21 protein-coding genes are annotated in these 22,150 nt (G+C 60.5%); 10 read left to right on the forward strand and 11 right to left on the reverse strand.

From position 1 onward, the window contains the following. The first annotated feature begins 25 nt into the window (after window positions 1-25). Window positions 26-442: an SMU1112c/YaeR family gloxylase I-like metalloprotein gene (gene gloA2, locus J1W56_RS18850; protein ID WP_223614830.1), complete on the forward strand. Its 417-nt coding sequence runs from the start codon at window positions 26-28 to the stop codon at window positions 440-442. Here gloA2 and J1W56_RS18855 read toward each other — a convergent pair. Then, complete coding sequence (locus J1W56_RS18855; RefSeq protein WP_223614831.1) at window positions 426-1,316, reverse strand: LysR family transcriptional regulator; 891 nt, start codon at window positions 1,314-1,316, stop codon at window positions 426-428. The genes gloA2 and J1W56_RS18855 overlap by 17 nt on opposite strands. 113 nt (window positions 1,317-1,429) lie before the next feature. Here J1W56_RS18855 and J1W56_RS18860 point away from each other — a divergent pair, with 113 nt between their 5' ends. The 3 genes from J1W56_RS18860 (at window position 1,430) to J1W56_RS18870 (ending at window position 5,089) form a co-directional block, all read left to right on the forward strand. Then, window positions 1,430-2,170 (forward strand): SDR family oxidoreductase, encoded by a 741-nt coding sequence (locus J1W56_RS18860; protein WP_223614832.1) that lies wholly within the window; start codon window positions 1,430-1,432, stop codon window positions 2,168-2,170. Window positions 2,171-2,218: 48 nt separating this feature from the next. Further along, a complete protein-coding gene (locus J1W56_RS18865; RefSeq protein ID WP_223614833.1) occupies window positions 2,219-3,145 on the forward strand; it encodes an SDR family oxidoreductase in 927 nt (308 codons plus the stop codon). Window positions 3,146-3,337: 192 nt separating this feature from the next. After that, a complete protein-coding gene (locus tag J1W56_RS18870; protein ID WP_223614834.1) occupies window positions 3,338-5,089 on the forward strand; it encodes a cation:proton antiporter domain-containing protein in 1,752 nt (583 codons plus the stop codon). 18 nt (window positions 5,090-5,107) lie between these two features. Here J1W56_RS18870 and J1W56_RS18875 read toward each other — a convergent pair whose 3' ends face one another. The 4 genes from J1W56_RS18875 to J1W56_RS18890 all read right to left on the reverse strand — a co-directional run bounded on the left by J1W56_RS18875 (window position 5,108) and on the right by J1W56_RS18890 (window position 8,509). Beyond that, a complete protein-coding gene (locus tag J1W56_RS18875; RefSeq protein ID WP_223614835.1) occupies window positions 5,108-5,749 on the reverse strand; it encodes a response regulator in 642 nt (213 codons plus the stop codon). Continuing rightward, on the reverse strand, window positions 5,746-7,179 hold the full coding sequence (locus J1W56_RS18880) for a sensor histidine kinase (protein WP_223614836.1): 1,434 nt from the start codon (window positions 7,177-7,179) through the stop codon (window positions 5,746-5,748). Before J1W56_RS18880 ends, J1W56_RS18875 begins: the two co-directional genes overlap by 4 nt. A gap of 18 nt (window positions 7,180-7,197) precedes the next feature. Then, the gene (locus J1W56_RS18885) at window positions 7,198-7,545 is read right to left on the reverse strand and encodes a hypothetical protein (RefSeq protein ID WP_223614837.1); all 348 of its coding nucleotides are present in this window, start codon (window positions 7,543-7,545) and stop codon (window positions 7,198-7,200) included. A 262-nt stretch (window positions 7,546-7,807) separates the two neighbouring features. Continuing rightward, window positions 7,808-8,509 (reverse strand): acid phosphatase, encoded by a 702-nt coding sequence (locus tag J1W56_RS18890; RefSeq protein ID WP_223614838.1) that lies wholly within the window; start codon window positions 8,507-8,509, stop codon window positions 7,808-7,810. Between the two features lie 214 nt (window positions 8,510-8,723). Here J1W56_RS18890 and J1W56_RS18895 point away from each other — a divergent pair, with 214 nt between their 5' ends. From J1W56_RS18895 to J1W56_RS18920, 6 genes are all read left to right on the forward strand, one after another. Continuing rightward, entirely contained in the window at window positions 8,724-10,814 is a 2,091-nt protein-coding gene (locus J1W56_RS18895) for an FUSC family protein (RefSeq protein ID WP_223614839.1), read from the forward strand. 74 nt (window positions 10,815-10,888) lie between these two features. After that, window positions 10,889-12,085, forward strand: coding sequence for an RHE_PE00001 family protein (locus J1W56_RS18900; RefSeq protein WP_223614840.1), 1,197 nt, complete (start codon window positions 10,889-10,891; stop codon window positions 12,083-12,085). A gap of 157 nt (window positions 12,086-12,242) precedes the next feature. Further along, window positions 12,243-13,337 carry a siderophore-interacting protein gene (locus J1W56_RS18905; RefSeq protein ID WP_223614841.1) on the forward strand — a complete coding sequence of 365 codons (1,095 nt, stop codon included), beginning with the start codon at window positions 12,243-12,245 and terminating at the stop codon, window positions 13,335-13,337. Between the two features lie 293 nt (window positions 13,338-13,630). Then, on the forward strand, window positions 13,631-14,494 hold the full coding sequence (gene exbB, locus J1W56_RS18910; protein ID WP_404928454.1) for a tonB-system energizer ExbB: 864 nt from the start codon (window positions 13,631-13,633) through the stop codon (window positions 14,492-14,494). 11 nt (window positions 14,495-14,505) lie between these two features. After that, window positions 14,506-14,955 (forward strand): TonB system transport protein ExbD, encoded by a 450-nt coding sequence (gene exbD, locus J1W56_RS18915; protein ID WP_223614843.1) that lies wholly within the window; start codon window positions 14,506-14,508, stop codon window positions 14,953-14,955. A 170-nt stretch (window positions 14,956-15,125) separates the two neighbouring features. Next, a complete protein-coding gene (locus J1W56_RS18920) occupies window positions 15,126-15,818 on the forward strand; it encodes an energy transducer TonB family protein (RefSeq protein WP_223614941.1) in 693 nt (230 codons plus the stop codon). Here the strand turns inward: J1W56_RS18920 and J1W56_RS18925 are convergent, their stop codons facing one another. From J1W56_RS18925 to J1W56_RS18950, 6 genes are all read right to left on the reverse strand, one after another. Beyond that, on the reverse strand, window positions 15,819-17,411 hold the full coding sequence (locus J1W56_RS18925) for a GMC family oxidoreductase (RefSeq protein WP_223614844.1): 1,593 nt from the start codon (window positions 17,409-17,411) through the stop codon (window positions 15,819-15,821). A gap of 1 nt (window position 17,412) precedes the next feature. After that, window positions 17,413-18,342 carry a branched-chain amino acid ABC transporter permease gene (locus J1W56_RS18930; RefSeq protein WP_404928457.1) on the reverse strand — a complete coding sequence of 310 codons (930 nt, stop codon included), beginning with the start codon at window positions 18,340-18,342 and terminating at the stop codon, window positions 17,413-17,415. A gap of 55 nt (window positions 18,343-18,397) precedes the next feature. Continuing rightward, window positions 18,398-19,285 (reverse strand): branched-chain amino acid ABC transporter permease, encoded by an 888-nt coding sequence (locus tag J1W56_RS18935; RefSeq protein WP_223614846.1) that lies wholly within the window; start codon window positions 19,283-19,285, stop codon window positions 18,398-18,400. A 3-nt stretch (window positions 19,286-19,288) separates the two neighbouring features. Then, on the reverse strand, window positions 19,289-19,999 hold the full coding sequence (locus J1W56_RS18940) for an ABC transporter ATP-binding protein (RefSeq protein ID WP_223614847.1): 711 nt from the start codon (window positions 19,997-19,999) through the stop codon (window positions 19,289-19,291). After that, on the reverse strand, window positions 19,992-20,735 hold the full coding sequence (locus tag J1W56_RS18945) for an ABC transporter ATP-binding protein (protein ID WP_223614942.1): 744 nt from the start codon (window positions 20,733-20,735) through the stop codon (window positions 19,992-19,994). The genes J1W56_RS18940 and J1W56_RS18945 overlap by 8 nt, the downstream gene beginning before the upstream one ends. Before the next feature lie 83 nt (window positions 20,736-20,818). Next, a complete protein-coding gene (locus J1W56_RS18950) occupies window positions 20,819-22,024 on the reverse strand; it encodes an ABC transporter substrate-binding protein (RefSeq protein WP_223614848.1) in 1,206 nt (401 codons plus the stop codon). Between the last annotated feature and the right edge of the window lie 126 nt (window positions 22,025-22,150).

Raw genomic sequence — 22,150 nt, forward strand, 5'->3', positions numbered from 1 at the left:
TTCCGGGACAGCAGATAGGAAACCAATGTTCTCGCGCTTTCATCACGTTGCCGTCATTTGCAGTGACTACGACCGCTCGAAGCAGTTTTATACCGAGAAGCTCGGCTACGGGATCATTGCTGAAAACTGGCGCCCGGACAGCCAGTCATGGAAGTGCGATCTGAGATCCGGCGATACCCAGATCGAACTGTTTCACTTTCCGCATTCTCCCGCACGTCCGTCGCGCCCCGAAGCCTGCGGGCTGCGGCACCTGGCTTTTGCCGTCGCGTCCGTAGAGGACACGCTGGCCTGGCTGCACGCGCGGGGCGTTGCAACCGAACCGGTGCGGATTGATCCCTATACCAAGCGCGCATTCGCCTTCTTCGCCGATCCGGATGGACTTCCCATAGAAGTTTATGAGGTTGGTCAGGGGCAGGACCCGGAAGTCAAGGAAGGTGCGTAAACCTCTGTGATATCCAGTCAATGAACACGCGCACCCTTGGCGAAAGCTGGCGGTTGCGCGGATAGAGCAGGGAAACCGGGGTCGGTGAGATCGGGAAATCAGGCAGAACGTGGACAAGCGTGCCTGCGGCCAGGTCGGCTTCGGCGTGATAGCGCGGGATCTGGATCAGTCCGAGCCCCAGTCTTGCGGTCGTCACGTAGCTCTCAGCCGCATTGACCCAGACAGGTGCCGGCAGGGTGATGGTGCGAATGGTGCCTTCCACGAGGAACTCGAGTGGCAGGATCGTGCCTGTCGCGGTTGAACGAAAGCCAACCATCTGATGCCCTGCAAGGTTGTCCGGATGCTGCGGCATGCCGAACCGCTCGATGTAGCCGGGTGAGGCCAGCGTGATCTCGTCGAGCATGCCCACGCGCTTGGCGATCATATCGCTGTCGGCGAGATCGCCGACGCGCAGCACGCAATCGACACCCTCACGCACGAGATCAACGAGACGATCCCCTTCACTCATATAAAACTGTATCCCGGGATAGGTCTGCAGGAATGCCGGCAGTCCGGGCAGAAGGAAGTGCCGGGCCAGCGTTCCATGCACATCCACCCGCAGCGGCCCTTTCGGTTTTGCCCCGGCAAACGCACCTTCGGCGTCCTCGATGTCAGCCAGAATGGCAAGACACCGCTGGTAATAGGCCTCGCCATCCAGCGTCGGGCTGACATGCCGGGTGGTCCGTTGCAACAGGCCGGTGCCCAGCCGCGCTTCCAGCTGTTGCACCGCATTGGTCACGGTCGAACGCGGCAAGCCGATATCTTCCGCCGCCAGCGTGAAACTGCGGCGCTCGACGACGCGGGCAAAAACCCGCATGGCATCCAATGTGTCCATTGTTCTCAAATCTCGAATAGTGATGCCAGTTATCGCATGATTATCCCGAAAAAGAAATGATGCATGGTGCCTTCATCAACAGCGCTGCGGCGCAGACATGAAGGAGAAAGACCATGACACAAGCCAAAAAGAAGATCGCAATCGTCACTGGCGCATCGCGCGGTATCGGTGCAGCCATCGCCCGGCGCCTGGCGTCGGATGATTTCACAGTCGTCATCAATTATTCCGGCGATGCTGCGCCAGCTGAAGAACTGGCTCGCCGGATCGAAGCGAGCGGCGGCAGGGCTTTGACCGCCAAGGCCGACGTCAGTGATGCGCAGGCGGTTGCGCGCATGTTCGATGCGGCCGAAGCCGCGTTCGGCGGTGTCGATGTGCTCGTCAACAATGCCGGTATTCTCAAGACGCTTCCCCTCGCCGAAACCAGCGATGCGGAGTTTGACCGCCATTTCGGCATCAACGTCAAGGGAACGTTCAATACCCTGCGCGAAGCCGCCAGGCGGTTGAATGATGGCGGCCGGATCGTCAATTTCTCCAGCACCACCCTCGCGCTGAACATGCCAGGTTATGCCGTTTACAACGGCACCAAGGCTGCCGTCGAAGCGTTCACCCGCGTCTTTGCCAAGGAACTGCGCGGCCGCAACATCACTGTCAATGCCGTGGCTCCCGGACCGATCGCCACCGACCTGTTCCTGAACGGCAAGAGCGACGAGCTTGTCGCGCAGTTTGCCAAGATGCCGCCGCTCGAGCGGTTGGGCCAGCCGGACGATATCGCCAGCGTCGTTGCCTTCCTTGCTGGCCCCGATGCCGGCTGGATCAATGGCCAGATCCTGCGTGCCAATGGCGGCGTCGCCTGACCTGTATCTCCTGCAGACAACCATCACGAAACAGGAAGGACTATGATCATGAACAAGCAAGTTATCGTCGTCACCGGCGCGTCCAGCGGTTTTGGTGCGCTCACGGCCCGTGCCCTGGCAAAGGCAGGCCATACGGTTTACGCCGGAATGCGGGCGACTGAGGGGCGCAACGCGCCGCAGGTCGCCGAGGCAGCCGCCTTCGCCGCTGAACATGGCGTTGATCTGCGTTCGGTGGAACTCGACGTTGCTTCCGACGTATCCGTGGAAGCCGGTATAGCCAAAATCATCGCCGAGGCGGGCCGTCTCGATGTGGTCATGCACAATGCCGGTCATATGTCTTTCGGTCCCGCTGAGGCATTCACACCGGAACAGTTCGCCGAACTCTATGACATCAACGTGCTGTCGACGCAGCGGGTCAACCGCGCGGCACTCCCGCATCTGCGCAGGCAGGAAAAGGGGTTGGTTGTCTGGGTTTCCTCCTCCAGCACCCGCGGCGGCACGCCGCCATACCTGTCGCCCTATTTCGCTGCCAAGGCGGCAATGGATTCGCTCGCCGTATCCTATGCAGCGGAACTCACCCGCTGGGGTATTGAAACTGCAATCATCGTTCCCGGCGCCTTCACCAAGGGCACCAATCACTTTGCCCATTCCGGTTCGCCCGCCGACAAGGAACGGGCGGCGGAGTACAATGAAGGGCCCTATGCTGGTGTTTCGGAACAGGCCCTGAAAGGCCTCGCTGCGCTGGAGCCAGCCGACGCGGATGCCGGTGCCGTCGCCACGGCGATTGTCGATGTGATTGGCATGCCGTTCGGAACCCGCCCGTTCCGCACGCATATCGATCCGTCGCAGGATGGCGCCGAGATCGTCAACGGCGTCGCGGACCGCGTCCGCGCCGAGATGTTCCGGCGCATTGGTCTTGAAGATCTGCTGAAGCCGAAGGGCGCGCAGGGCCGTCCGCCCCGGTCGATCCGGTAGGCATCCTTTCGCCGCGGCCCGGCCGGACACCTCGCGGATGTTACCAGACGATTCCAGCTTGCCCGAACCGCCGATCTTTGGTTTGTCCAGCGCGAAATTGGGCTATGTTCGGAGCAATCTAGCTTGTATGGGTTGGAGCCGGGCCAGCGGTGCCTGGACGGAGCGGGAATTCATAAAAACCGAAGGGCGGACGTGCATCATGAAGTTTCCTTAATTGCCACTGTGGCGGTCAGTTTTGTTTTTGCGGCGGTGTGCGGCTATCTCGCGGATCGTCTGCGTCTGCCGCCACTGGTCGGTTATCTCGTCGCCGGGATTCTGATGGGGCCCTTTACCCCGGGCTTCATCGCCGACGCTGCGCTTGCATCGCAGCTTGCCGAGATGGGTGTCATCCTTCTGATGTTCGGTGTCGGCCTGCATTTCTCCGCCTCCGAATTGCTGGCTGTCCGCGGTATTGCCGTGCCCGGTGCGGTTGCGCAGATCGTGCTGGCGACCGTACTTGGTGTCGGCCTGGCCTCGCTGTGGGGATGGGGGATCGGTGCCGGACTGGTGTTGGGCCTGAGCCTTTCGGTCGCCAGCACGGTCGTGCTCCTGAAGGCGCTGGAAGAGCGCAATCTCGTCAACTCCGCCAACGGGCGCGTTGCCGTCGGCTGGCTCATCGTGGAAGATCTGGCGATGGTGCTGGCGCTGGTGCTCCTGCCGGCCCTCGCAGAAATTCTGGGTGCGCATGCCGGCGGTGCGGCCGGACAGGCCGCTGCGGGCGGAATGCCGCTGGTGCTGACCATTGCGATCACCCTGCTCAAGGTCGGGGCCTTCGCCGTCATGGCGATCTTCCTGGGCCCGAAGGTTGTGCCGTGGCTGCTGACCCTGGTGGCGCGGACGGGATCGCAGGAGTTGTTCACCCTCTCGGTTCTTGCCATTGCCCTCGGTATCGCGTTCGGAGCGACGGAGATCTTTGGCGTGTCCTTTGCGCTTGGAGCATTCTTCGCCGGCGTCGTGATGAGTGAATCGAACCTCAGTCACAGGGCGGCGGCCGACTCGCTGCCGCTGCAGAATGCATTCTCGGTGCTGTTTTTCATTTCCGTGGGCATGCTGTTCGACCCGTCCATCCTGCTGCGCGAACCCATGGCCGTGCTGGGCGCGCTCGCGCTGATTATTTTCGGCAAGTCGCTGATTGCCTTCTGCATCGTGCTTTTGCTGCGTTTCCCTGTGGGCATGGGCCTGACGGTCGCGGCCAGCCTGGCGCAGATCGGCGAATTCTCGTTCATTCTCGCCGGTCTCGGTGTGACGCTCGGCCTGCTGCCACGGGAAGGCCAGGACATTATCCTGGCCGGGGCAATCCTCTCGATCACCATCAATCCGCTGGTGTTTCTGGCCGCCGAGGGGGTGGAGAACAGCATCCATCGCCGGTGGCCGGTGTTTTTTGCCGGCTACGGCAAAAGGCGGGAGGAAGCGCTGGCGCGTGAACTCGGCGATATCCGGGCGATCAATGAGGAGCGCAACCGGCAGCACCAGCTCAAGATGCAGCAGCTGATCGACACTTTCCCGTTGTTTGCGCAAGTGGATGAGCACGCGCAGGAGGAACTCCTGCTGCTGTTCAAACCCAAATCCGCATCGCCCGGCGAACGGATCATCCGGATCGGCGATCGCGGTGATGGGATGTATTTCATTGCTTCGGGCGCGGTGGAGGTCCAGCTCGACAGCGAACCGGTGCGGCTTGAGCCCGGAGCATTCTTCGGGGAAATGGCGCTGCTGAGCGGCGGACGGCGCACGGCGGATGTCGTCGCCATCGATTTCTGCGAGTTTCTTGTGCTTGATCGCCGTGATTTCAACGTCTTCATGTCGCGGCATCCGACCCTGCGGGCGGCGGTCAGCAACATGGCGCGGGAAAGAGCGGAAATGAACACCTTGCGGCGCAATCCGGACCGGACCTCCGGCGCTGCCTGAGCTGGGTTTCCGTTCGCGCTATTGCTTCATCAGGCCGGCGCGCCAGGCGAGGGCGACCGCCTGGGTGCGGTCGGTCAGGTCCAGCTTTGACATGATGCTTCCCAGATGGGCTTTCACTGTCTTTTCCGTAATGTTGAGTTCGGCGGCGATCTTCGCATTGCTGCCGCCTTCGGCCAGGCAGCGCAGAACTTCAAGCTCGCGGGCCGTGAGATCCTCGAACTGGCGCGGCTGCGGGTTGCGGATGGAATTGAGAAGGCGCTGCGCCACGAGGGGGTGCAGTGTCGGCGTCCCCTTGCTGGCCGCATGAATCGCATTCATCAAATGTTCGCCGCGCATGGATTTCAGCAGGAACGAATGGGCCCCGGCCTCAATGGCCTTGAAAGCCAGCCGGTCGTCGTCACTGGATGTCAAAATCATGATATGGGTTTCGGGGCTCGCCTTGCGGATGAGGCCGATCATGGCTTCCGCAGCATCGCCCATTCCCGGCATCATCAGATCCAGCAGGAGAACGTCGGGGCGGTGTTCGCGCACCATCGATATGGCGGTCTCGCCGTTTTCGGCCTCCGCAAGGACAGTGAAACCGGGATCGATGCGCAGCAGCCCGCGAATGCCTTCGCGTACCACGGCATGATCATCGGCAATGACTATTGTTGTGCTCATGATTGCCCTGCCACGGGTAGCTTGAACGACACATCGACGGATGTGCCGGTTGCTTCCGATTGGATTGTTATGATGCCGCCGGGCAATGTGTTCGCACGCCAGCGCATGTTCGACAATCCCATGCCAAAGGGAGCCTTGCCGATATCGAAACCCTGGCCGTCATCGGTAATGCTCCAGTGCCAGCGGGCGCCGGGCTTGCAGTCGATGCGAATGTTGCGGCACTGCGCATGGCGCAGGGCGTTTGCCAGGGCTTCGTGGGTGACCATGAGCAATTCCTGGGCTATTTCCGGGACGCCGTCAAAAGCGGAGCGGGCATTTTCAGGCCAATTGATCGACCATTGCACGCCTGATCCCGCCAGCAGATCGCGGACACTGCGCAGCAATGTTTCATACAGGCCGTAATCGGCAATCGCGGGCAGGTTGAAGCCGGAAACCACGTTCTCCAGGTCCTGCTGCAAATGATCGGCCAGGCGCCGGGCCGATTCCACCGTCGGCAGCAGCGGCGCGTGCCCCTGCGCCTCATATTCCAGTTCGGTGAGCTTCAGACCAAGCACAAAACTGCGCTGTTTGGCGGTATCATGCAGGTCGCGCGCGATGCGGTTGCGTTCCACCGATATGGCCAGCGCCTTCTGCGTATCGAAGCTCTTGGATATTGCATCCGCCATGCTGTTGAAGCGTTGCATCAGCCGCCCGAATTCATCCCTTGAACCGTCCATGATGCGGGCCCGCAGATCGCCTGCGGCCCATTGGTCCGCGGCGTTTGTCGCCCGTTTTATTCGCCGGAACAGCCGCCAGACAAACAACGCCGCAACACTCGCCCCCATCGAATTGATCAGGATGAATGTGCGGATATAGTCATAAACGGTGGCATCGAGCACTTCGTCGTAAAGCTCCCATTGCGACCAGTAATGAAGCCCGATCAATGCCTGGGTGTTGTTGGCCAGCGGCAGTGCTACCCGCTTGACCATGGCCCAGTCGTCATTGTCCCTTTGAATGAAATTCGGCTGTTCGTCATGCGCCGCCTCGCTCAGCGCCTTGCCGAGCAGGGGCGTCGCGTCCGGCTGGGTGGCACACACCATGCCGTTATCATCAATGATCCGGACCTGCATCCGGCCGCTGTGAAAAAACGAAAACATGATGCCGAAATCGGATACCCGCGTGACGCCGGATCGAACCACATTCCAGAATATCTTGCTGGCCAGTACGGTGCAGGCTTCCTTGTCGCGCGGATCGGTGCCCGATGCCAGAGCGGTCAGTTGTTGCTGATCGAGGCCATTGAAGAAGTTCCGGATGCTGCTCTCGTAGCGGCCGGAGGAAAACTGGCTCATGAGGATACTGACGAGGAAAAGCGCGCCAAAGCCGACGATCATGAACATCAGCACCAGTTTGACGAACAGACCACGCAAACGAAGAGCATGCAAAAAACTCACGTTTTCATTCCTCGCCGGTTATTTAAGCCGACGTCTCACTGGCCGGTTCCTTGTTCCATACCACTCGGCGGAGCGAATGCCACCCTTGCTCTTGTAACGGGGCTTCGGCGTTGTGCGATGGCCCTCAGGCAATCGATAGGACGGATGGGTGCGCATTGACGCCGATTCCGTCAGATTGGCGGATTCATCCTGTCGCGCGGTTGTCCCTTTTCTCCATCCGCCTGCAAAATTCAACAGGATCATCACTTTATCGCGCAAGGCGTTCCAGAAATCAGACGAGAGAAGGGGTATCAGCACAAGGCCAAGCAGAAGCGAAAGGGCAAAATATTCAATGGAAAGCAACTGTATCTGATAACGCATGATCATGCGGCCGTCGTGGATGCGTGGCCAGGAACAGCGGGTTTAACCTGCGGTGCGAGCCACGTCTGGTTTGGTCTGAACATAGCTGTCTCTTCCAGTTATCACGCTTTCGTGAAGCGTTGGACCGGAAAGTAACCCTGTTCCGTCGTTCGTGCATCGGGCGAAGGTCAGGCTCGCACGTACGACCAAAGTCGTAGATGGTTAACCCGCCATGCGCGAAGAACACGCATGGCGGGCATTGTCGGGGAAATGGCCGGCGCAGATGCTATCAGGCGCCGCCGAGACCCAAGGCAGCGCGCAGCTCTGCCTTCGCAGGCTCGTATTCGGCCTTGAAGTCGTCATGCTTCATAATTGTCGCGGCAATGACGCTGCCGGAAATGCGGCCCATTTCCACGTCCGAACGGTAGTGAATGCCGCCAACGATGCGGTTGTTGCCGTATTCCCAGGCGCGGGCCATGATTTCCGCCTTCTTTTCCGGAACCATGTTGGACAGAACAATGCCCATCAGCGTGCCAACGGTCGTGTGACCGGAGGGCCATGCACCGGAATTGGAAGGCTTGACGGCAGGCTTCACGAGATCGTTCAGCTGATGCGGACGCGGACGCTTGAACACATCCTTTGCCGGATCAACGACGGCGCCTTCGGTTTCAACAACCCGGTCGAAAAAAGCAGCAAGCTTCGGCAATTTGTCCTTGTTGAAATCCGGCCCCAGAACGTCGGCGAAACGCCAGACATTTTCCTCGGCATCGGCCTGGGCGCGGGCAACCATTTCCGGTGTCCGCGTCACTTGCAAGGTAAGAACTTCGCCGATTTCTGCCTTGGTCTGTGCCGAATCATTGGCGGGAGGCGGGGGCAAAATGGTCAGGAGGTCGATTTCCTTACTATCGCTGAAAGGTTTGACCTCGCCGGCATAGGCGGCGGTAAGGCCAACAAAAGCAAACGCTGTCAGCAGACTGAGCAATCTACGCATAAAATGGTCCTCGTTAGGGTGATGGTCGCCATGCAATCATGCGCCCGTTGGATGTCACGTTTGTGACACAATGGGACCATTGAAGGCGTTGTTGCCCGGCAAGAGTTGGGATGAAGCCGAGGTGGCAAGAAGACGCACGGCCATGCAGCGTCTTTCCGTTGTGCCGCCTGTCTGTGAAATATATTGAGGGCGGGGAGCTGCCAGATCGGACGCCATGTTTCAATCCATCCACACCATCATGCAACATCCCGCATGGCCCGGCCGGACGGCCTGGGTATTTGCGCTGAGAACGAATGTCGCGGCGCTTTTTGCCCTCACGGCAGCCTTTGCGTTGAACCTGCAGCAGCCGCAATGGGCAATGATGACTGTCTTTATCGTGTCGCAACCGATAGCCGGCATGGTCATCAGCAAGGGATTGTTTCGTCTGGCTGGAACACTGATCGGGGCTTTGGCGGCGATGGCCATCACCGCCGCGACAGGTGATATGCGATGGCTGTTTGTGGCATCGATCGCCCTTTGGGTGGCATTGTGCACCTACGCGGCCTCGATGTTGCGGAACCCGGAATCCTACGGTGCGGCTCTTGCGGGCTATACCGCCGTCATTATCGCACTCCCGGCGTTTGGCCATCCGCACCTCTTGACCGAATTTGCCTATGCGCGCTGCACCGAGATTATGCTCGGCATCGTCTGTGCCGGTGTCGCCAGCCGTTTTTTTCAACCGCAGCTTGCGCGAACGGCGCTGGTGGAAGGCCTGGAAAACTGCATCGCCGATCTGGCGCGCTATACCAGCGATGCGATTGCTGGGCGCGATGCCGGGCACCTGAAGGTGGCGCACAGGAAGCTGATAGCGGACACGCAGGCGCTGGCCGCCATGCGGGCTCACGCACGGCTGGAAGCCCCCAGCCTTGTCACGCATGGCCGCCATTCCCGCCATACGGTGGGGCATCTCATGTCATGCCTGTCGATTGTGAACATCCTTGTCGCGCATCGGGCCTCGTCCGACGGGACATGGAGCAGCCTGCGTGACAAACTCGGGGTATTGCTGGATGACATGGCGCGTGACTTCAAGGTTGACGCCGTTGAGCCGTGGCTCAGCCGGCTGGATATCATCGCAGCCGAAATTGCGGAGCTGAAAGGCAGACCGTGGGGCGATGACAGCATCGGCATGATGGCCCGTTTGACGCTGCTGGGTGAGTTTCTCGACGGGCTCAAGGCGACGTTGAACGGTCTTTCGGCGCTGCGCAGCCGCTCGCAATATATGGCTGGCAGCAGGAAGCCGCCGGCATTGCCGGTCTACCGGGATCACAGCACGGCCCTGGTGAATGCGGTTCGCGCTGTTGTCGCGACAGCCCTGATGACGGCCTACTGGATGGAAAGCCGGCATGCGGATGCGGCGGCGGCGGCGATTATCGTCGCAGTGGTGTGCAGCCTGTTCGCGTCCATGCCCAACCCGCTGCAGACGAGCTGGGGATTTTTCAAGGGCACGTTGTACGCCGTTCCGTTTGCCTTTGTTCTGGGACAGTTGATCCTGCCGTCTTTCCCTGGTCTGTTCTGGTTTGCCCTATTCATCGTTCCCATCCTCGTACCGGCGGCGCTGCTGATGGCAGATCCGCGCCATGTCGGGCCGGCAACCGCTTTCGCCATCAATTTCATCGTCTTCCTCAAGCCGCATGAGGCGATGGTGTTTGAACCGCAGGTTTTCATGGAAACCTCACTGTCGGTTCTGGTCGGCATCCTCATCGGACTTCTCGTCTTCATTGTTGTTCTGCCGAAGCGGCCGCAGGTGACGGTGAACCGGATGATGGGCGCGTTGCGAACGGATATTGTCCGGCTCTGTCTGCGTGACCGGGTTCCGAGCCCGTCCGCATTCAACAGCCTTGCCTATGACCGCATCAACCAGTTGATGCCGATTCTCAGGACCATGCGGGAGGCGGGGGAAACCCTGCTGGACGACGCCCTGTCATCGGTCACCCTCGGGGCGGAAATCATCCGGTTGCGGCGGCTGTTGTCATGGGGGCGACTGGAGCACGATATTGCCGATCGCGTTTCGGAAAACCTGGCGCAATTGGCGAGAATGATAAGCCTGCAGACGCAGGACACCGGAGCCGTCGCAGGCTATGTCGCATCCGCCCGGTCAATGGCAGCGGACATTCCCGGGATGTCGGCGCGCCCGCTGGCCCTGCAGGCCGCAGCGTCGCTGCGGCTCATCGCCGTCATGATCGAGGACCATCCCTCTCTGGTTCTCGGCGCCCGCGCCCGGTCGAGCGGGGATAAAAAGGGCGCCTTCCGCTTCGGCATTCTTTGATATCCGGATGGATGGACGCCGTTTTCCATCTTGGGCAATAGCTTCACTTTCACTATTCCCCTATCATGATTTCAATGGCTTATGATTCTGCGAACTATTCCCTGAAAGACCTGCTTCGCCCGGTTGTCGCCGCGGAAGATGCACTTGCACGGCTGGATGAACGGGTGGCGCGCAAGGGCGATTTCGGTGCGCTGGGCAGCCGCCAGTCCAAAGACGGCTTGTTGCGCGAAAACGAAGGCTGGATTGCCCGGTCGCATTTCATGGAAGCCTGCAACGCGCTGTGGCTGGCGGGTGAACTTGTTCATGTGGAGGACCTTGTCCTGCACGACGCCCGCATGGATATCAGGACGCCAACCCATGAATTGACCCGGGCGCACGCAATTTTGCGAACCCGGCGTCAGATCGCCTCCAGTCCCGCACAATGGGCACTGAGCCCGAAGGGCATTGCCAGCCTGCGCGGGCGCTGGGGTAGCGATGCGCTTCTCGCGCCGATTATCAGCGAACCGGTGCGCGGGCTCGACATCGAGGCTGCCTCCGAGCCGGGGTCAGAAGCGGAAAGCGCTTTCGAGGAAGAACTGGCAAGGCTGGATGCGCTGCTCGACCGTTCGGAACGCCTGCTGAAGCAGCCCAAGGAAACGCGTGACACTGCACCGGCCAGAGCGGAAGCAATCTCTCCCGGTCATCTGACGCCGGATGGAGATTCTCTGATTTACGATCCGGACTGGGATGAAGACGGCAGGATGGAGGAATGGTTCGCGGTCATGGATCGCACCCGCGATCTGCCGCCCATGCTGGCCGCGGCTCTGCTCTGGGATGCGTGGGAGGAAATCGAGCCACTGCAGCACCAGCACTGGCTTGGCCCGATGCTGGTCGCCTCCATGTTGCGCGAGCGCATGAAGACGCGGGCGCATCTGGCGGTCTTCAATGCGGGGTTGCGCGCGATACCGCGCGATCGCCGCCGCGCCCGTGACCGCAACACGCGGCTCACGGCCTTTCTGGAAGCCGCGCAATCATCGGCCATTGCCAGTCTGAAAGAGATCGACCGGTTGAGCCTCGCCCGCGTCCAGATGGAACGCAAGCTGAAGGACCGCCGCTCGACATCCAGCCTGCCCGGCATGATCGATCTCATTCTGTCACGGCCGATGGTTTCAACGGCGCTGATTGCCAAGGAGCTGAAAGTGACGCCGCGGGGCGCGCTCAATCTCATTGCCGAATTGGGTGTGCGGGAGATGACCGGGCGGGGCCGCTACCGCGCCTGGGGTATCGTCTGACGATTCCTGAAGGGGGCTGGCAGGCTTGCCTTCATGCAGGCGGAAATTTTTGCTTTAATACTTGACTCAATTATTCATATTTTAATATGGTCCCGGCGGCCCCGCATGGTCATCCGCAATGGATAGACGGCGGAAGCGCAATGCCAGGAGAATACCCATGTCTGCCATGCCGACCGTTCTGAGCAGCTCCGCCACGGTTAAACTTCAGGCGCCGCAGGACATGCTGGACAAGCTCTGCAACGTCTTTTCCGAGCATGCACGCGTCGAACGTGATGATGCGGAGGGGCGCATTGAGACGCCCTATGGCAAGGCGCATCTGACGATTGCCGGCGATATCCTGTCTCTCGATGTCGAGGCCGATGATGAAACATCGCTGGCCTACGTCCGCATGGTGCTGGCCGATAGTCTTCTGGGCTTCGCGGGCGATGAAAAGCTGCAACTGTCATGGGTGGGCGATGGTCTGGCCAGTGCCGAACTGCCTTACTTCCGCGAAATGCGGGTGGTGAGCGCCCGCGATCTCACGCCCCATATGCGGCGCATCCGCTTGCGCGGTGCCAATCTTGCCCGGTTTGCGATTGGCGGCCTGCATATCCGGCTGCTGTTCGCGCCGGAAGGCCGAAAGCCGGTTTGGCCGACCATGGGGCGCGATGGCCGTCCGGTCTGGCCGGAGGGGGACGATGCGCTGATCGCCCGCGTCTATACTATCCGTACCATCGACATTGAGCGTGGCGAAGTCGACATCGACATGGTCGTTCATCCCGGCAACGATACGCCGGGATCGACTTGGGCATTGAATGCCAAACCGGGCGGCATTGTCGGAATGACAGGCCCCGGCGGCGGCGGCGTGGAAGACGCGCGGCGATATCTCCTTGTCGGCGACGAAACGGCCTTGCCTGCAATCGGCCGGATTCTGGAAACGCTGCCTACGGAGGCCGAGGTGACCGTCGTTCTTGAGATCGACAGCCCCGCTGACAGGCAACCCCTGCAATCCGCAGCAACAGTCGATGTTCGCTGGGTGTATCGCGGTGGCGCACCCGCCGGGACGACCGGCAGGCTTGCCGGGATCGTTGAAGGCCTCGACTCCTCCATCATTTCCCCCGACACCTTTGTCTGGGCCGGCTGTGAGTTCGCCGATTTCAAGCAAATCCGGGCGCATCTGCGCAAGGAGCGAAAACATGAGCGCTCCAAGCATCTTGTTGTGGCCTACTGGCGGCGCGGTTTTGACGGCGACAGCGCCAGGCGGGACGATTGAGACGCGCAAAATGCCCCAAATGCCCTTGCCTTAAAACTTGGGGTTGCAGAAGTTAATTGTTGATTATTATACTCAACAATATTACAGCCGCTCCACCAGATCAAACGCCACGCATCGGACCCGCTGAGAGCTGACAGAGTTTTCCGGCCCGATGGCTGAGACGGCGGAAGAAGCGAAAGATAAGAGTCATGCGCAAAAGCACAGGCGGATTTCCAGTGAAGCGGAATGTTTCAGGGCGTATCAGGGCAGGGACGGTCGTCCTTCCGGTCCTGTTGTTGCTGGCTTCTCCAGTGATGGCGCAAGAAGGCGCGCCGCAGGCGGCGCAGCCTCAGACCATCCAGCAAAGCCCGGTTGAAGCCGCCCCGGCACCTCAAGCGGCGCCTGCGCCTGTTCTCCAGGCCGCTCCGGCGCCGTCCGCACCGGCCGCCGTCACCAAGGCAACCCTCCCGCACAATTTGTCTCCCTGGGGCATGTTCATGGCGGCGGACTGGGTGGTGAAGGGGGTGATGATCGGACTGGCCTTCGCGTCGCTCGTGACGTGGACTGTCTGGCTGGCCAAGACGCTGGAACTGGCGGGGGCGAGGGTTCGCGCCCATCGCGCGCTGAACGCCATCGGCAGTGCGCGCACCCTGCGCGATGCCGAAAAGGCACTGGAGGGCCGCGGCGGACCGGGGGCCCAACTGGTCAATGCCGCACGCGAGGAAGTGCGCCTGTCGCAGGAAGCGCAGAGTTATGCGGGTGCTGACGGCTTGAAGGAGCGCGTTTCCTCCCGCCTGTCGCGCATCGAGGCGCAGGCCGGCCGCCGCATGAGCCGGGGCACGGGCGTGCTCGCGACCATCGGCTCAACGGCGCCCTTCGTCGGTCTCTTCGGCACGGTATGGGGCATCATGAATTCCTTCATCGGCATTTCGGAATCGCAGACGACCAATCTTGCCATTGTCGCGCCGGGCATCGCCGAAGCCTTGCTTGCGACCGCCATCGGTCTTGTCGCCGCGATCCCCGCAGTCGTCATCTACAACGTGTTTGCCCGATCCATCACCGGCTATCGCCAGTTGCTGGCCGACGCCTCGGCGAGTGTTGAACGGCTTGTCAGCCGCGACGTGGATTTTGCGCTGGTGCCGCCGGTGCATCAGTCCCGTGCCGCTGCGGCGGAGTAAAGGTAGAGATCATGGCCGGCGGTATCAGGCACAACGTTTCCGATGACGAATTGCAGGAAAACCACGAAATCAACGTGACGCCGTTCATCGACGTCATGCTGGTTCTGCTGATTATTTTCATGGTGGCGGCACCGCTCGCCACCGTCGATATCAATGTCGACCTGCCGGCGTCGACGGCGGCGCCAGCCACCCGGCCCGACCAGCCCCTCTATCTCACGCTGAAGGACGATCATACCATTGCGATCGTCAATGACACGGTGACGAAGGAAACTCTGGGCGCCTTCCTTGATCAGAAGACGCAGGGCGACAAGGAAACGCGCGTGTTCCTGCGTGCCGACCGGGCCGTGGACTATGGCGCGCTGATGGATTTGATGAACACGTTGCGTGACAATGGCTATCTCAAGATCGCCCTCGTCGGGCTCGAAAGTGCCCCGTCGGTGCCCGCTGGAAGTGCGCAGTGATGTCAGGCGAGCCGACAGCACGCGGGGCGGGACGGTTTCAGCTTAACTGGCGCGAAATAGGCCTGTGGTCCGCCGCCGGCATTATGATGGCCGGCTTGCATGCCGGTGCGGGATGGTACGGATACAGGTATCAGCCGGAAGCGGAGGCGGGAGATATTGCCGCCGCTGTGATGATCGATATGGAGCCGCTGCCGGCTCCCGTGATCCCGGAAGCCGTTGCCGAGCTGCCGCCGGTCGAGCCGGAGAAGATCACACCGGAGCCTGTCCAGCAGGAAGCCAAGGCGCCTGACATGCCGCCGGAAAAGCCGGTCGAACCCGAACCTGAGCCGCAGCCCGTCGAACAGCCAGTGCCGGAAGAGCAGGTGGTCCCGGAGGAGCCGCAGCCGGAAAAAACGGTTGAGCTGCCGAAGGCGGAAGTGCCGTTGCCCATTGTGCGTCCCGAGCAGAAAAAGCCGGATGTGCCCAAAAAGGATATTCCCAAGAAGGTCGTGCGCAAGCCGGTGAAGACACAGGTCACGGACGTGAAAAGCGATACCGTTGTGGAAGCCAGGCAGCAGCCAAGCGTGTCTCGGGCAAGCGCTGCGCGTGCTGCACAGACGTGGAGTGAAAAAGTTAATTCCTATCTGGCACGCTACGCCCGACGTGCAGGCGCGCGCAACCGGGGAGCAGGTAATGTGCGTATAACGTTCACCTTAACCCGAGACGGCAACATTGTATCGTCCAGCATAACGGGCAGTTCCGGTAATCCAGAGGTTGACAGATATGCACTTGAAACAGTGCGCAAAGCGTCACCTGCTCCCTCCGCACCAGACGACTATATTGGTTCGCGTGCTTCCATGAGTGTTCCTATTACCATCCGGTGATCAGGCGCGGGCGATCATTTCCGCCGCTTTTTCCGCAATCATGATCGTCGGCGCGTTGGTATTGCCCGACGTGATGGTCGGCATGACGGATGCATCAGCGATGCGCAATCCCTTTATACCCCGCACGCGCAGCTGGGGATCGACCACGGATTGCTGATCGGCGCCCATGCGGCAGGTGCCGACGGGATGAAAGATCGTCGTACCGATGGCGCCTGCCGCCTCGATCAGCTCCGCCTCGCTCTGATAGCGCGGCCCCGGCTTGAATTCTTCCGGCCTGTAGCGCTGCAGCGGCTTTTGCGCCACGATGTTGCGGGTGATGCGGATTGAATCCGCCGCGACACGGCGGTCGCTGTCCGTCGTCAGGTAATTCGGCCGGATGGCCGGATGGGCCCGGTAATCCGGTGATTTGATGTGAACGGAACCACGGCTTTCCGGCCGCAGATTGCAGACGCTGGCGGTAAAGGCGGGGAAGGAATGGACGTTCTCGCCGAACTTTTCCAGGGATAGCGGCTGCACGTGATATTGCAGGTTCGCCGTCGCAAAAGACGGGTCGGAGCGGGTGAAGACCCCCAGCTGGCTTGGGGCCATCGACATCGGGCCGGACTGGTTGATGAGGTATTCCAGGGCAATCGATGCCTTGCCCAAAAGGCGGTTGGCCTTTTCATTGAGTGTCGCAATGCCCGTCACCTTATAGGCGCAGCGCAGTTGCAGATGATCCTGCAGGTTTTCACCGACCGAGCGCCGTTCAAGAACCGGAGCGATTCCGGCGTTCTGCATGACATCGCCGCGGCCAATGCCGGACAATTCAAGAATCTGCGGCGAGCCGACGGAACCCGCTGCAAGGATCACCTCGCGGCGGCAGTGGATCGTGCGGATGGTTCCCGCCTGTTCGATCTCCACGCCCCCGGCTGTCAGATTGTCGATAACGAGCTTGCGGACATGGGCTCCGGTTTCGACTGTCAGGTTCGCACGCTTCATTGCCGGGCGAAGAAACGCCTTTGCCGTGTTCCAGCGGATGCCGCGTTTCTGGTTGACCTTGAAATAGGAACTGCCTTCATTGTCGCCGCGATTGAAATCGTCGGTGCGCGGGATCCCCGCCGCTTCGGCAGCATCCCTGAACGCATCGAGAATATCCCAGTGCAGGCGCGCCTCTTCCACGCGCCATTCGCCGCCCGATCCGTGAAATTCATCGCTGCCGAGATAGTAATCTTCCGACTTGCGGAAATAGGGCAGGACGTCATCCCAGCCCCATCCGGCACAGCCATCCTGCCGCCACAGATCGTAATCACGCGCCTGCCCGCGCATATAAATCATGCCGTTGATCGACGAGCAGCCGCCAAGCACCTTGCCGCGCGGGTAGTTGAGGATGCGGCCGTTGAGGCCAGGTTCAGCCTCGGTCGAAAAGCACCAGTCCGTCCGCGGATTGGAGATGCAGTAGAGATAGCCCACCGGAATGTGAATCCAGGGGTAATTGTCCTTGCCGCCGGCCTCAAGCAGGAGGACGGACACGTTCCGATCTTCCGACAGCCTGTTGGCCAATGTACAGCCTGCCGTGCCTGCCCCGACGATGATGTAGTCATAGCTGGCTGTCATGTCAGTGCCCGGAGCTGCTCTCGAGTTTCTTGCCGAACCGCGAGGCGTAGAGCTCGCCGATAATGCCGCGGCGGAAGACGAGGACGCAGACCATGAAAATGATGCCGGTGATCACCGTGACCGGGAATTCCGACGTGGCGAGATAATTTTCCAGCGCCGTGATGAATCCGGCCCCGACGATCGGGCCGACCAGTGTGCCGATGCCGCCAAGCAGGGTCATGAGCACGACCTCGCCGGACATCTGCCAGCTGACGTCGGTCAGCGTTGCAAACTGAAAGACAATCGCCTTCAAGCCGCCGGCAAGGCCGGTGAGCGCTGCCGACATGACGAAGGCCGCAAGCTTGTAGCGGGCAACGGAATAACCGAGCGAAATGGCGCGGTTTTCATTTTCCCGGACGGATTTGAGGATCATGCCGAAGGGCGAATTGATGATGCGCCAGATGATGAAGACACCGATGAGGAACACGGCCAGCACGAAGAAATACATGTTGAGCGGATCGTTCAGATCGATAAAGCCGAGGAGCTTGCCGCGCGGCACACCCTGAATGCCGTCTTCGCCCTTGGTGAAGGATGCCTGCAGGCAGAAGAAGAAGAACATCTGCGACAGGGCGAGGGTGATCATCGTCGAATAGATACCCTGACGCCGGATGGCAAAGAAACCGATGATCAGTCCGAGTATCGTTGCGCCGAAGACGCCGAGCAGGATGCCGAGCTCCGGCGGAAAGCCCCATTCCTTGACGGAATGGGCGGTAAAATAGGCGGCTCCACCAAAGAATGCCGCATGGCCGAACGAGAGTATGCCGGTATAGCCGAGAAGCAGATTGAAGGCGCAGGCGAACAGCCCGAAACACAGGACTTTCATCAGGAAGACCGGGTAGAAATGGAAGGGCGCGAGAATGAGCGCCGCGACGCCGACGAGGATCAGCAGCATTTCAAGATTGAGAAACCTGTTTTTCTGGCCTGGGGAAACTGTCGTATCGGTCATGTCAGACCTCCTTTCCGAACAGGCCTGCCGGACGGACAAGCAGAACGATCGCCATGATGACGAAGATCACGATATTGGAAGCCTCGGGGTAAAACACCTTGGTCAGGCCCTCGAAAATACCGAGCATGTAACCGGTGACGATGGCGCCGAGAATGGAACCCATGCCGCCGACAACCACCACGGCGAACACGACAATGATCAGGTTGGTGCCCATGAGCGGGCTCACCTGATAGATCGGTGCCGCCATGATGCCCGCAAGCCCGGCAAGCGCGGCGCCGAGGCCATAGGTAAAGGTCAGCAATATCGGCACGTTGATGCCGAAGGCCCTAACAAGCGTCGGATTTTCCGTCGCCGCGCGCAGATAGGACCCCAACCGGGTTTTCTCGATCAGAAGCCAGGTGGCAAGACAGATGGCAAGGGATGCCAGCACCACCCAGGCACGGTATTTCGGCAGGACCATGAAGCCGAGATTATAGCTGCCGGTGAGAGCGGCGGGCACCGCATAGGGTTGTCCCGCCGCACCGTAGTAATAGCGGAAGGTCCCTTCGATCACCAGCGCGAGCCCGAAGGTGAAAAGCAGGCCATAGAGATGATCGAGATTATAGAGACGCGACAGTGCGACGCGTTCGACGATCGCACCGGCGACGCCGACGATGACGGGTGCAAGGATCAAGGCGGGCCAATAGCCGATGCCGAGCTGGGCAAGCAGCAGATAACCGACAAAGGCGCCCAGCATATACTGCGCGCCATGGGCGAAATTGATCACGCGCAGCAGGCCGAAGATGATCGCGAGGCCAAGGCTGAGCATGGCGTAGAAGGAACCGTTGATGAGGCCGATCAGCAATTGTCCGAGGAAGGCCTGCAGGGGAACGCCGAAGATCATGGTCATGGGTCAGACTCCCAGCGCTTCGTTGAGCATGGACATGCGTTCCGGCAGTTCCCGGACATGGAAATTGTCGATGATCTTGCCGTGATCCACCACATAGAAGCGATCCGCGACCTTGCTGGCGAAACGGAAATTCTGCTCGACCAGCAGAATGGTCATGCCGCGCTGCTTCAGCGTCACCAGCACTTCGCCGATGCGCTGCACGATGACCGGGGCAAGTCCTTCGGTCGGCTCGTCAAGCAGCAGCAGTTTGACCCCCGTGCGCAGGATGCGGGCAATGGCCAGCATCTGTTGCTCGCCGCCGGAAAGTTTGGTTCCGGGACTGTTGCGCCGCTCTTTCAGATTGGGAAAAAGATCATAAATCTCCGGTATCGACATGCCGCCCTTGGCAACGATGGGCGGCAGGTTGAGATTTTCATCGACGGAGAGTGTCGCGAAGATACCGCGCTCTTCCGGCACGAAACCGATGCCGGCATGGGCCGTGCGGTGCAGGGGCACGCGCATCATATCCCTGCCGTCAAAGGCGATGCTGCCGGTGCGCTTGCGGATAATGCCCATGATCGAACGCAGGGTCGTGGTCTTGCCGACGCCGTTGCGGCCAAGCAGGGTGACGGTTTCGCCCTCATGAATATCGAGATTGACGCCATGCAGCGCGTGGCCTTCGCCATACCAGGCATGGAGATCGCGGACGGCGAGGAGGGGTTTGGCATCACTCATGTTCGGTCCCCATATAGGCCACGCGCACCCGTTCATCCTGGCTGACCGTCTGGTAGTCGCCGGAGATGAGAATTTCGCCGCGCTGCAGGACGGTGACCTGATCGCAAAGATCGGCAACGACCTTCAGATTGTGTTCGACCATCAGGATTGCCCTGTCGCGGGCCACCTCGCGAATGATCTCGGCAACGATGTGCACGTCCTCGTGGCCCATGCCCGCCATGGGTTCATCCAGAAGCAGGACCTTGGGATCGAGCGCCAGCGTCGTTGCGATCTCCAGCACGCGCTTGCGGCCATAGGAGAGGTCAGCGGCCAGTTTGTTGTGGGCGTCGTGCAATCCGACGGCTGTAATCAGTTCCATGGCCCGATCATTCAGCCGGTTGAGCGCGCTGGTCGGCAGCCAGAACTGCGTCGACAGTCCGGCCGGGCGTTGCAGGGCCACGCGCACATTGTCGAGAACGGTCAGATGCGGGAAAACCGCAGAAATCTGGAACGAGCGAACCAGCCCCATACGGGCGACTTTCGCCGGGTCGGTTCTGGTGATGTCCTGATCGAGCAGGGTGATCGTGCCGCTCGACGGCTGCAGAAACTTGGTCAGGAGATTGAAAACCGTGGTTTTTCCGGCGCCGTTGGGGCCGATCAGTGCGTGGACCTTCGCATGATGGATATCCAGATCCACATTGTTGACGGCGATGAAACCGCCAAAATCCCGGCGCAGGCCGCGGGCGGAGAGAACCACCCGGGATCCGGCGTTGCCGGCGCTGCCGGGAGAGGCATGACCTCCCCCGAATGCCGTACTGCTCAACGAAGCTGTCATCCGGACTACTTGGCCAGATCGCAGCCGCTTTCGGCTGGCTTTATATAGGCCTCAGCGCCTGGAACCGTGGCCAGAACCTTGTAATAGTCCCATGGCTCCTTGCTTTCCGATGGTTTCTTGACTTCCATCAGATAGACATCGCTGATCAGGCGGCCATTGGCACCGACCTTGGCGCCGCGCCCGAAGACGTCATCGACAGGCATTTCATGCATGGCAGCGGCAACTTTTTCCGTGTCATCGGTGCCTGCCTTCTGAATAGCTTTCAGATATTGCATGACCCCGGAATAGGTCGCGGCCTGGATCATGTTCGGCATACGGCCGGTGCGCTTGAAGAATTTGCGGCCGAACTCGCGGGACTGGTCGTCGCGATCCCAGTAGAAGCTTTCCGTCAGGGTGAGGCCCTGGGCTGCTTCAAGGCCGAGGCCGTGCACTTCCGCCAGAGTGAAGAGCAGGGCTGCCAGACGCTGGCCGCCCGATACGATGCCAAATTCAGCGGCCTGCTTGATGGCATTGGCGGTGTCGAGACCGGCATTGGCCAGACCGATCACCTTGGCACCGGATGACTGCGCCTGCAGCAGGAACGAGGAATAGTCGGCTGTTGCCAGCGGATGACGCACGGAGCCGACCACTTTACCGCCCTTCGACGTCACATATTTGGTCGTCTGCTCTTCCAGGGAGTAGCCGAAGGCATAATCGGCGGTGAGGAAGAACCAGGTATCGCCGCCCTGCTTGACGAGCGCACCGCCGGTGCCGACGGCGAGAGCGTGGGTGTCATAGGCCCAATGGAAACCATAGGGCGAGCACTGCTTGCCGGTCAGTTCGGCCGTGGCCGCACCGGTCACAAGATCGATCTTCTTCTTTTCCTTGGAGATGCCCTGCACGGCGAGCGCGACGGACGAGGTGGTCAATTCCATGATCGCATCGACCTGCTCCGTGTCATACCACTGGCGGGCGATATTGGAGGCAATGTCCGGCTTGTTCTGATGGTCGGCGGTGATGACCTCGATCGGCGCGTCGAGAACCTTGCCGCCAAAGTCTTCGGCGGCCATCTTCGCCGCTTCGAACGACCACTTTCCGCCGAAATCCGCATAGACACCGGATTGATCGTTCAGGATGCCGATCTTGACTTTGCCGTCCGAAATGCCTGCACTCGCAGCGGGCATAACGGTTGCAGCCATCAGGGCAGCGGTTGCAATTGCCAATAATTTCATTCTGTTCTCCTCCCAAAGAAATGCCGCTCACAGGATCATCGCATGATGGACCGTCGCGGACTTGATCGTCTCGGCTGAAAATGACCCAAAGCCATGACGCAGAGATGTCTGCGCCCAATCGGTTCG

The organism is Phyllobacterium calauticae (assembly GCF_019991125.1).
Lineage (GTDB): Bacteria > Pseudomonadota > Alphaproteobacteria > Rhizobiales > Rhizobiaceae > Phyllobacterium > Phyllobacterium calauticae.

What these genes read in the sequence shown, in the direction of transcription:
- gloA2 (WP_223614830.1), top strand. Translation starts at nt 26, where the DNA reads ATGTTCTCGCGCTTTCATCACGTTGCCGTCATTTGCAGTGACTACGAC.
- J1W56_RS18855 (WP_223614831.1), bottom strand. Translation starts at nt 1,316, where the DNA reads ATGGACACATTGGATGCCATGCGGGTTTTTGCCCGCGTCGTCGAGCGC.
- J1W56_RS18860 (WP_223614832.1), top strand. Translation starts at nt 1,430, where the DNA reads ATGACACAAGCCAAAAAGAAGATCGCAATCGTCACTGGCGCATCGCGC.
- J1W56_RS18865 (WP_223614833.1), top strand. Translation starts at nt 2,219, where the DNA reads ATGAACAAGCAAGTTATCGTCGTCACCGGCGCGTCCAGCGGTTTTGGT.
- J1W56_RS18875 (WP_223614835.1), bottom strand. Translation starts at nt 5,749, where the DNA reads ATGAGCACAACAATAGTCATTGCCGATGATCATGCCGTGGTACGCGAA.
- J1W56_RS18885 (WP_223614837.1), bottom strand. Translation starts at nt 7,545, where the DNA reads ATGATCATGCGTTATCAGATACAGTTGCTTTCCATTGAATATTTTGCC.
- J1W56_RS18890 (WP_223614838.1), bottom strand. Translation starts at nt 8,509, where the DNA reads ATGCGTAGATTGCTCAGTCTGCTGACAGCGTTTGCTTTTGTTGGCCTT.
- J1W56_RS18895 (WP_223614839.1), top strand. Translation starts at nt 8,724, where the DNA reads ATGTTTCAATCCATCCACACCATCATGCAACATCCCGCATGGCCCGGC.
- J1W56_RS18900 (WP_223614840.1), top strand. Translation starts at nt 10,889, where the DNA reads ATGGCTTATGATTCTGCGAACTATTCCCTGAAAGACCTGCTTCGCCCG.
- J1W56_RS18905 (WP_223614841.1), top strand. Translation starts at nt 12,243, where the DNA reads ATGTCTGCCATGCCGACCGTTCTGAGCAGCTCCGCCACGGTTAAACTT.
- exbB (WP_404928454.1), top strand. Translation starts at nt 13,631, where the DNA reads ATGGCGCAAGAAGGCGCGCCGCAGGCGGCGCAGCCTCAGACCATCCAG.
- exbD (WP_223614843.1), top strand. Translation starts at nt 14,506, where the DNA reads ATGGCCGGCGGTATCAGGCACAACGTTTCCGATGACGAATTGCAGGAA.
- J1W56_RS18920 (WP_223614941.1), top strand. Translation starts at nt 15,126, where the DNA reads ATGATCGATATGGAGCCGCTGCCGGCTCCCGTGATCCCGGAAGCCGTT.
- J1W56_RS18925 (WP_223614844.1), bottom strand. Translation starts at nt 17,411, where the DNA reads ATGACAGCCAGCTATGACTACATCATCGTCGGGGCAGGCACGGCAGGC.
- J1W56_RS18930 (WP_404928457.1), bottom strand. Translation starts at nt 18,342, where the DNA reads ATGCTGCTGATCCTCGTCGGCGTCGCGGCGCTCATTCTCGCGCCCTTC.
- J1W56_RS18935 (WP_223614846.1), bottom strand. Translation starts at nt 19,285, where the DNA reads ATGACCATGATCTTCGGCGTTCCCCTGCAGGCCTTCCTCGGACAATTG.
- J1W56_RS18940 (WP_223614847.1), bottom strand. Translation starts at nt 19,999, where the DNA reads ATGAGTGATGCCAAACCCCTCCTCGCCGTCCGCGATCTCCATGCCTGG.
- J1W56_RS18950 (WP_223614848.1), bottom strand. Translation starts at nt 22,024, where the DNA reads ATGAAATTATTGGCAATTGCAACCGCTGCCCTGATGGCTGCAACCGTT.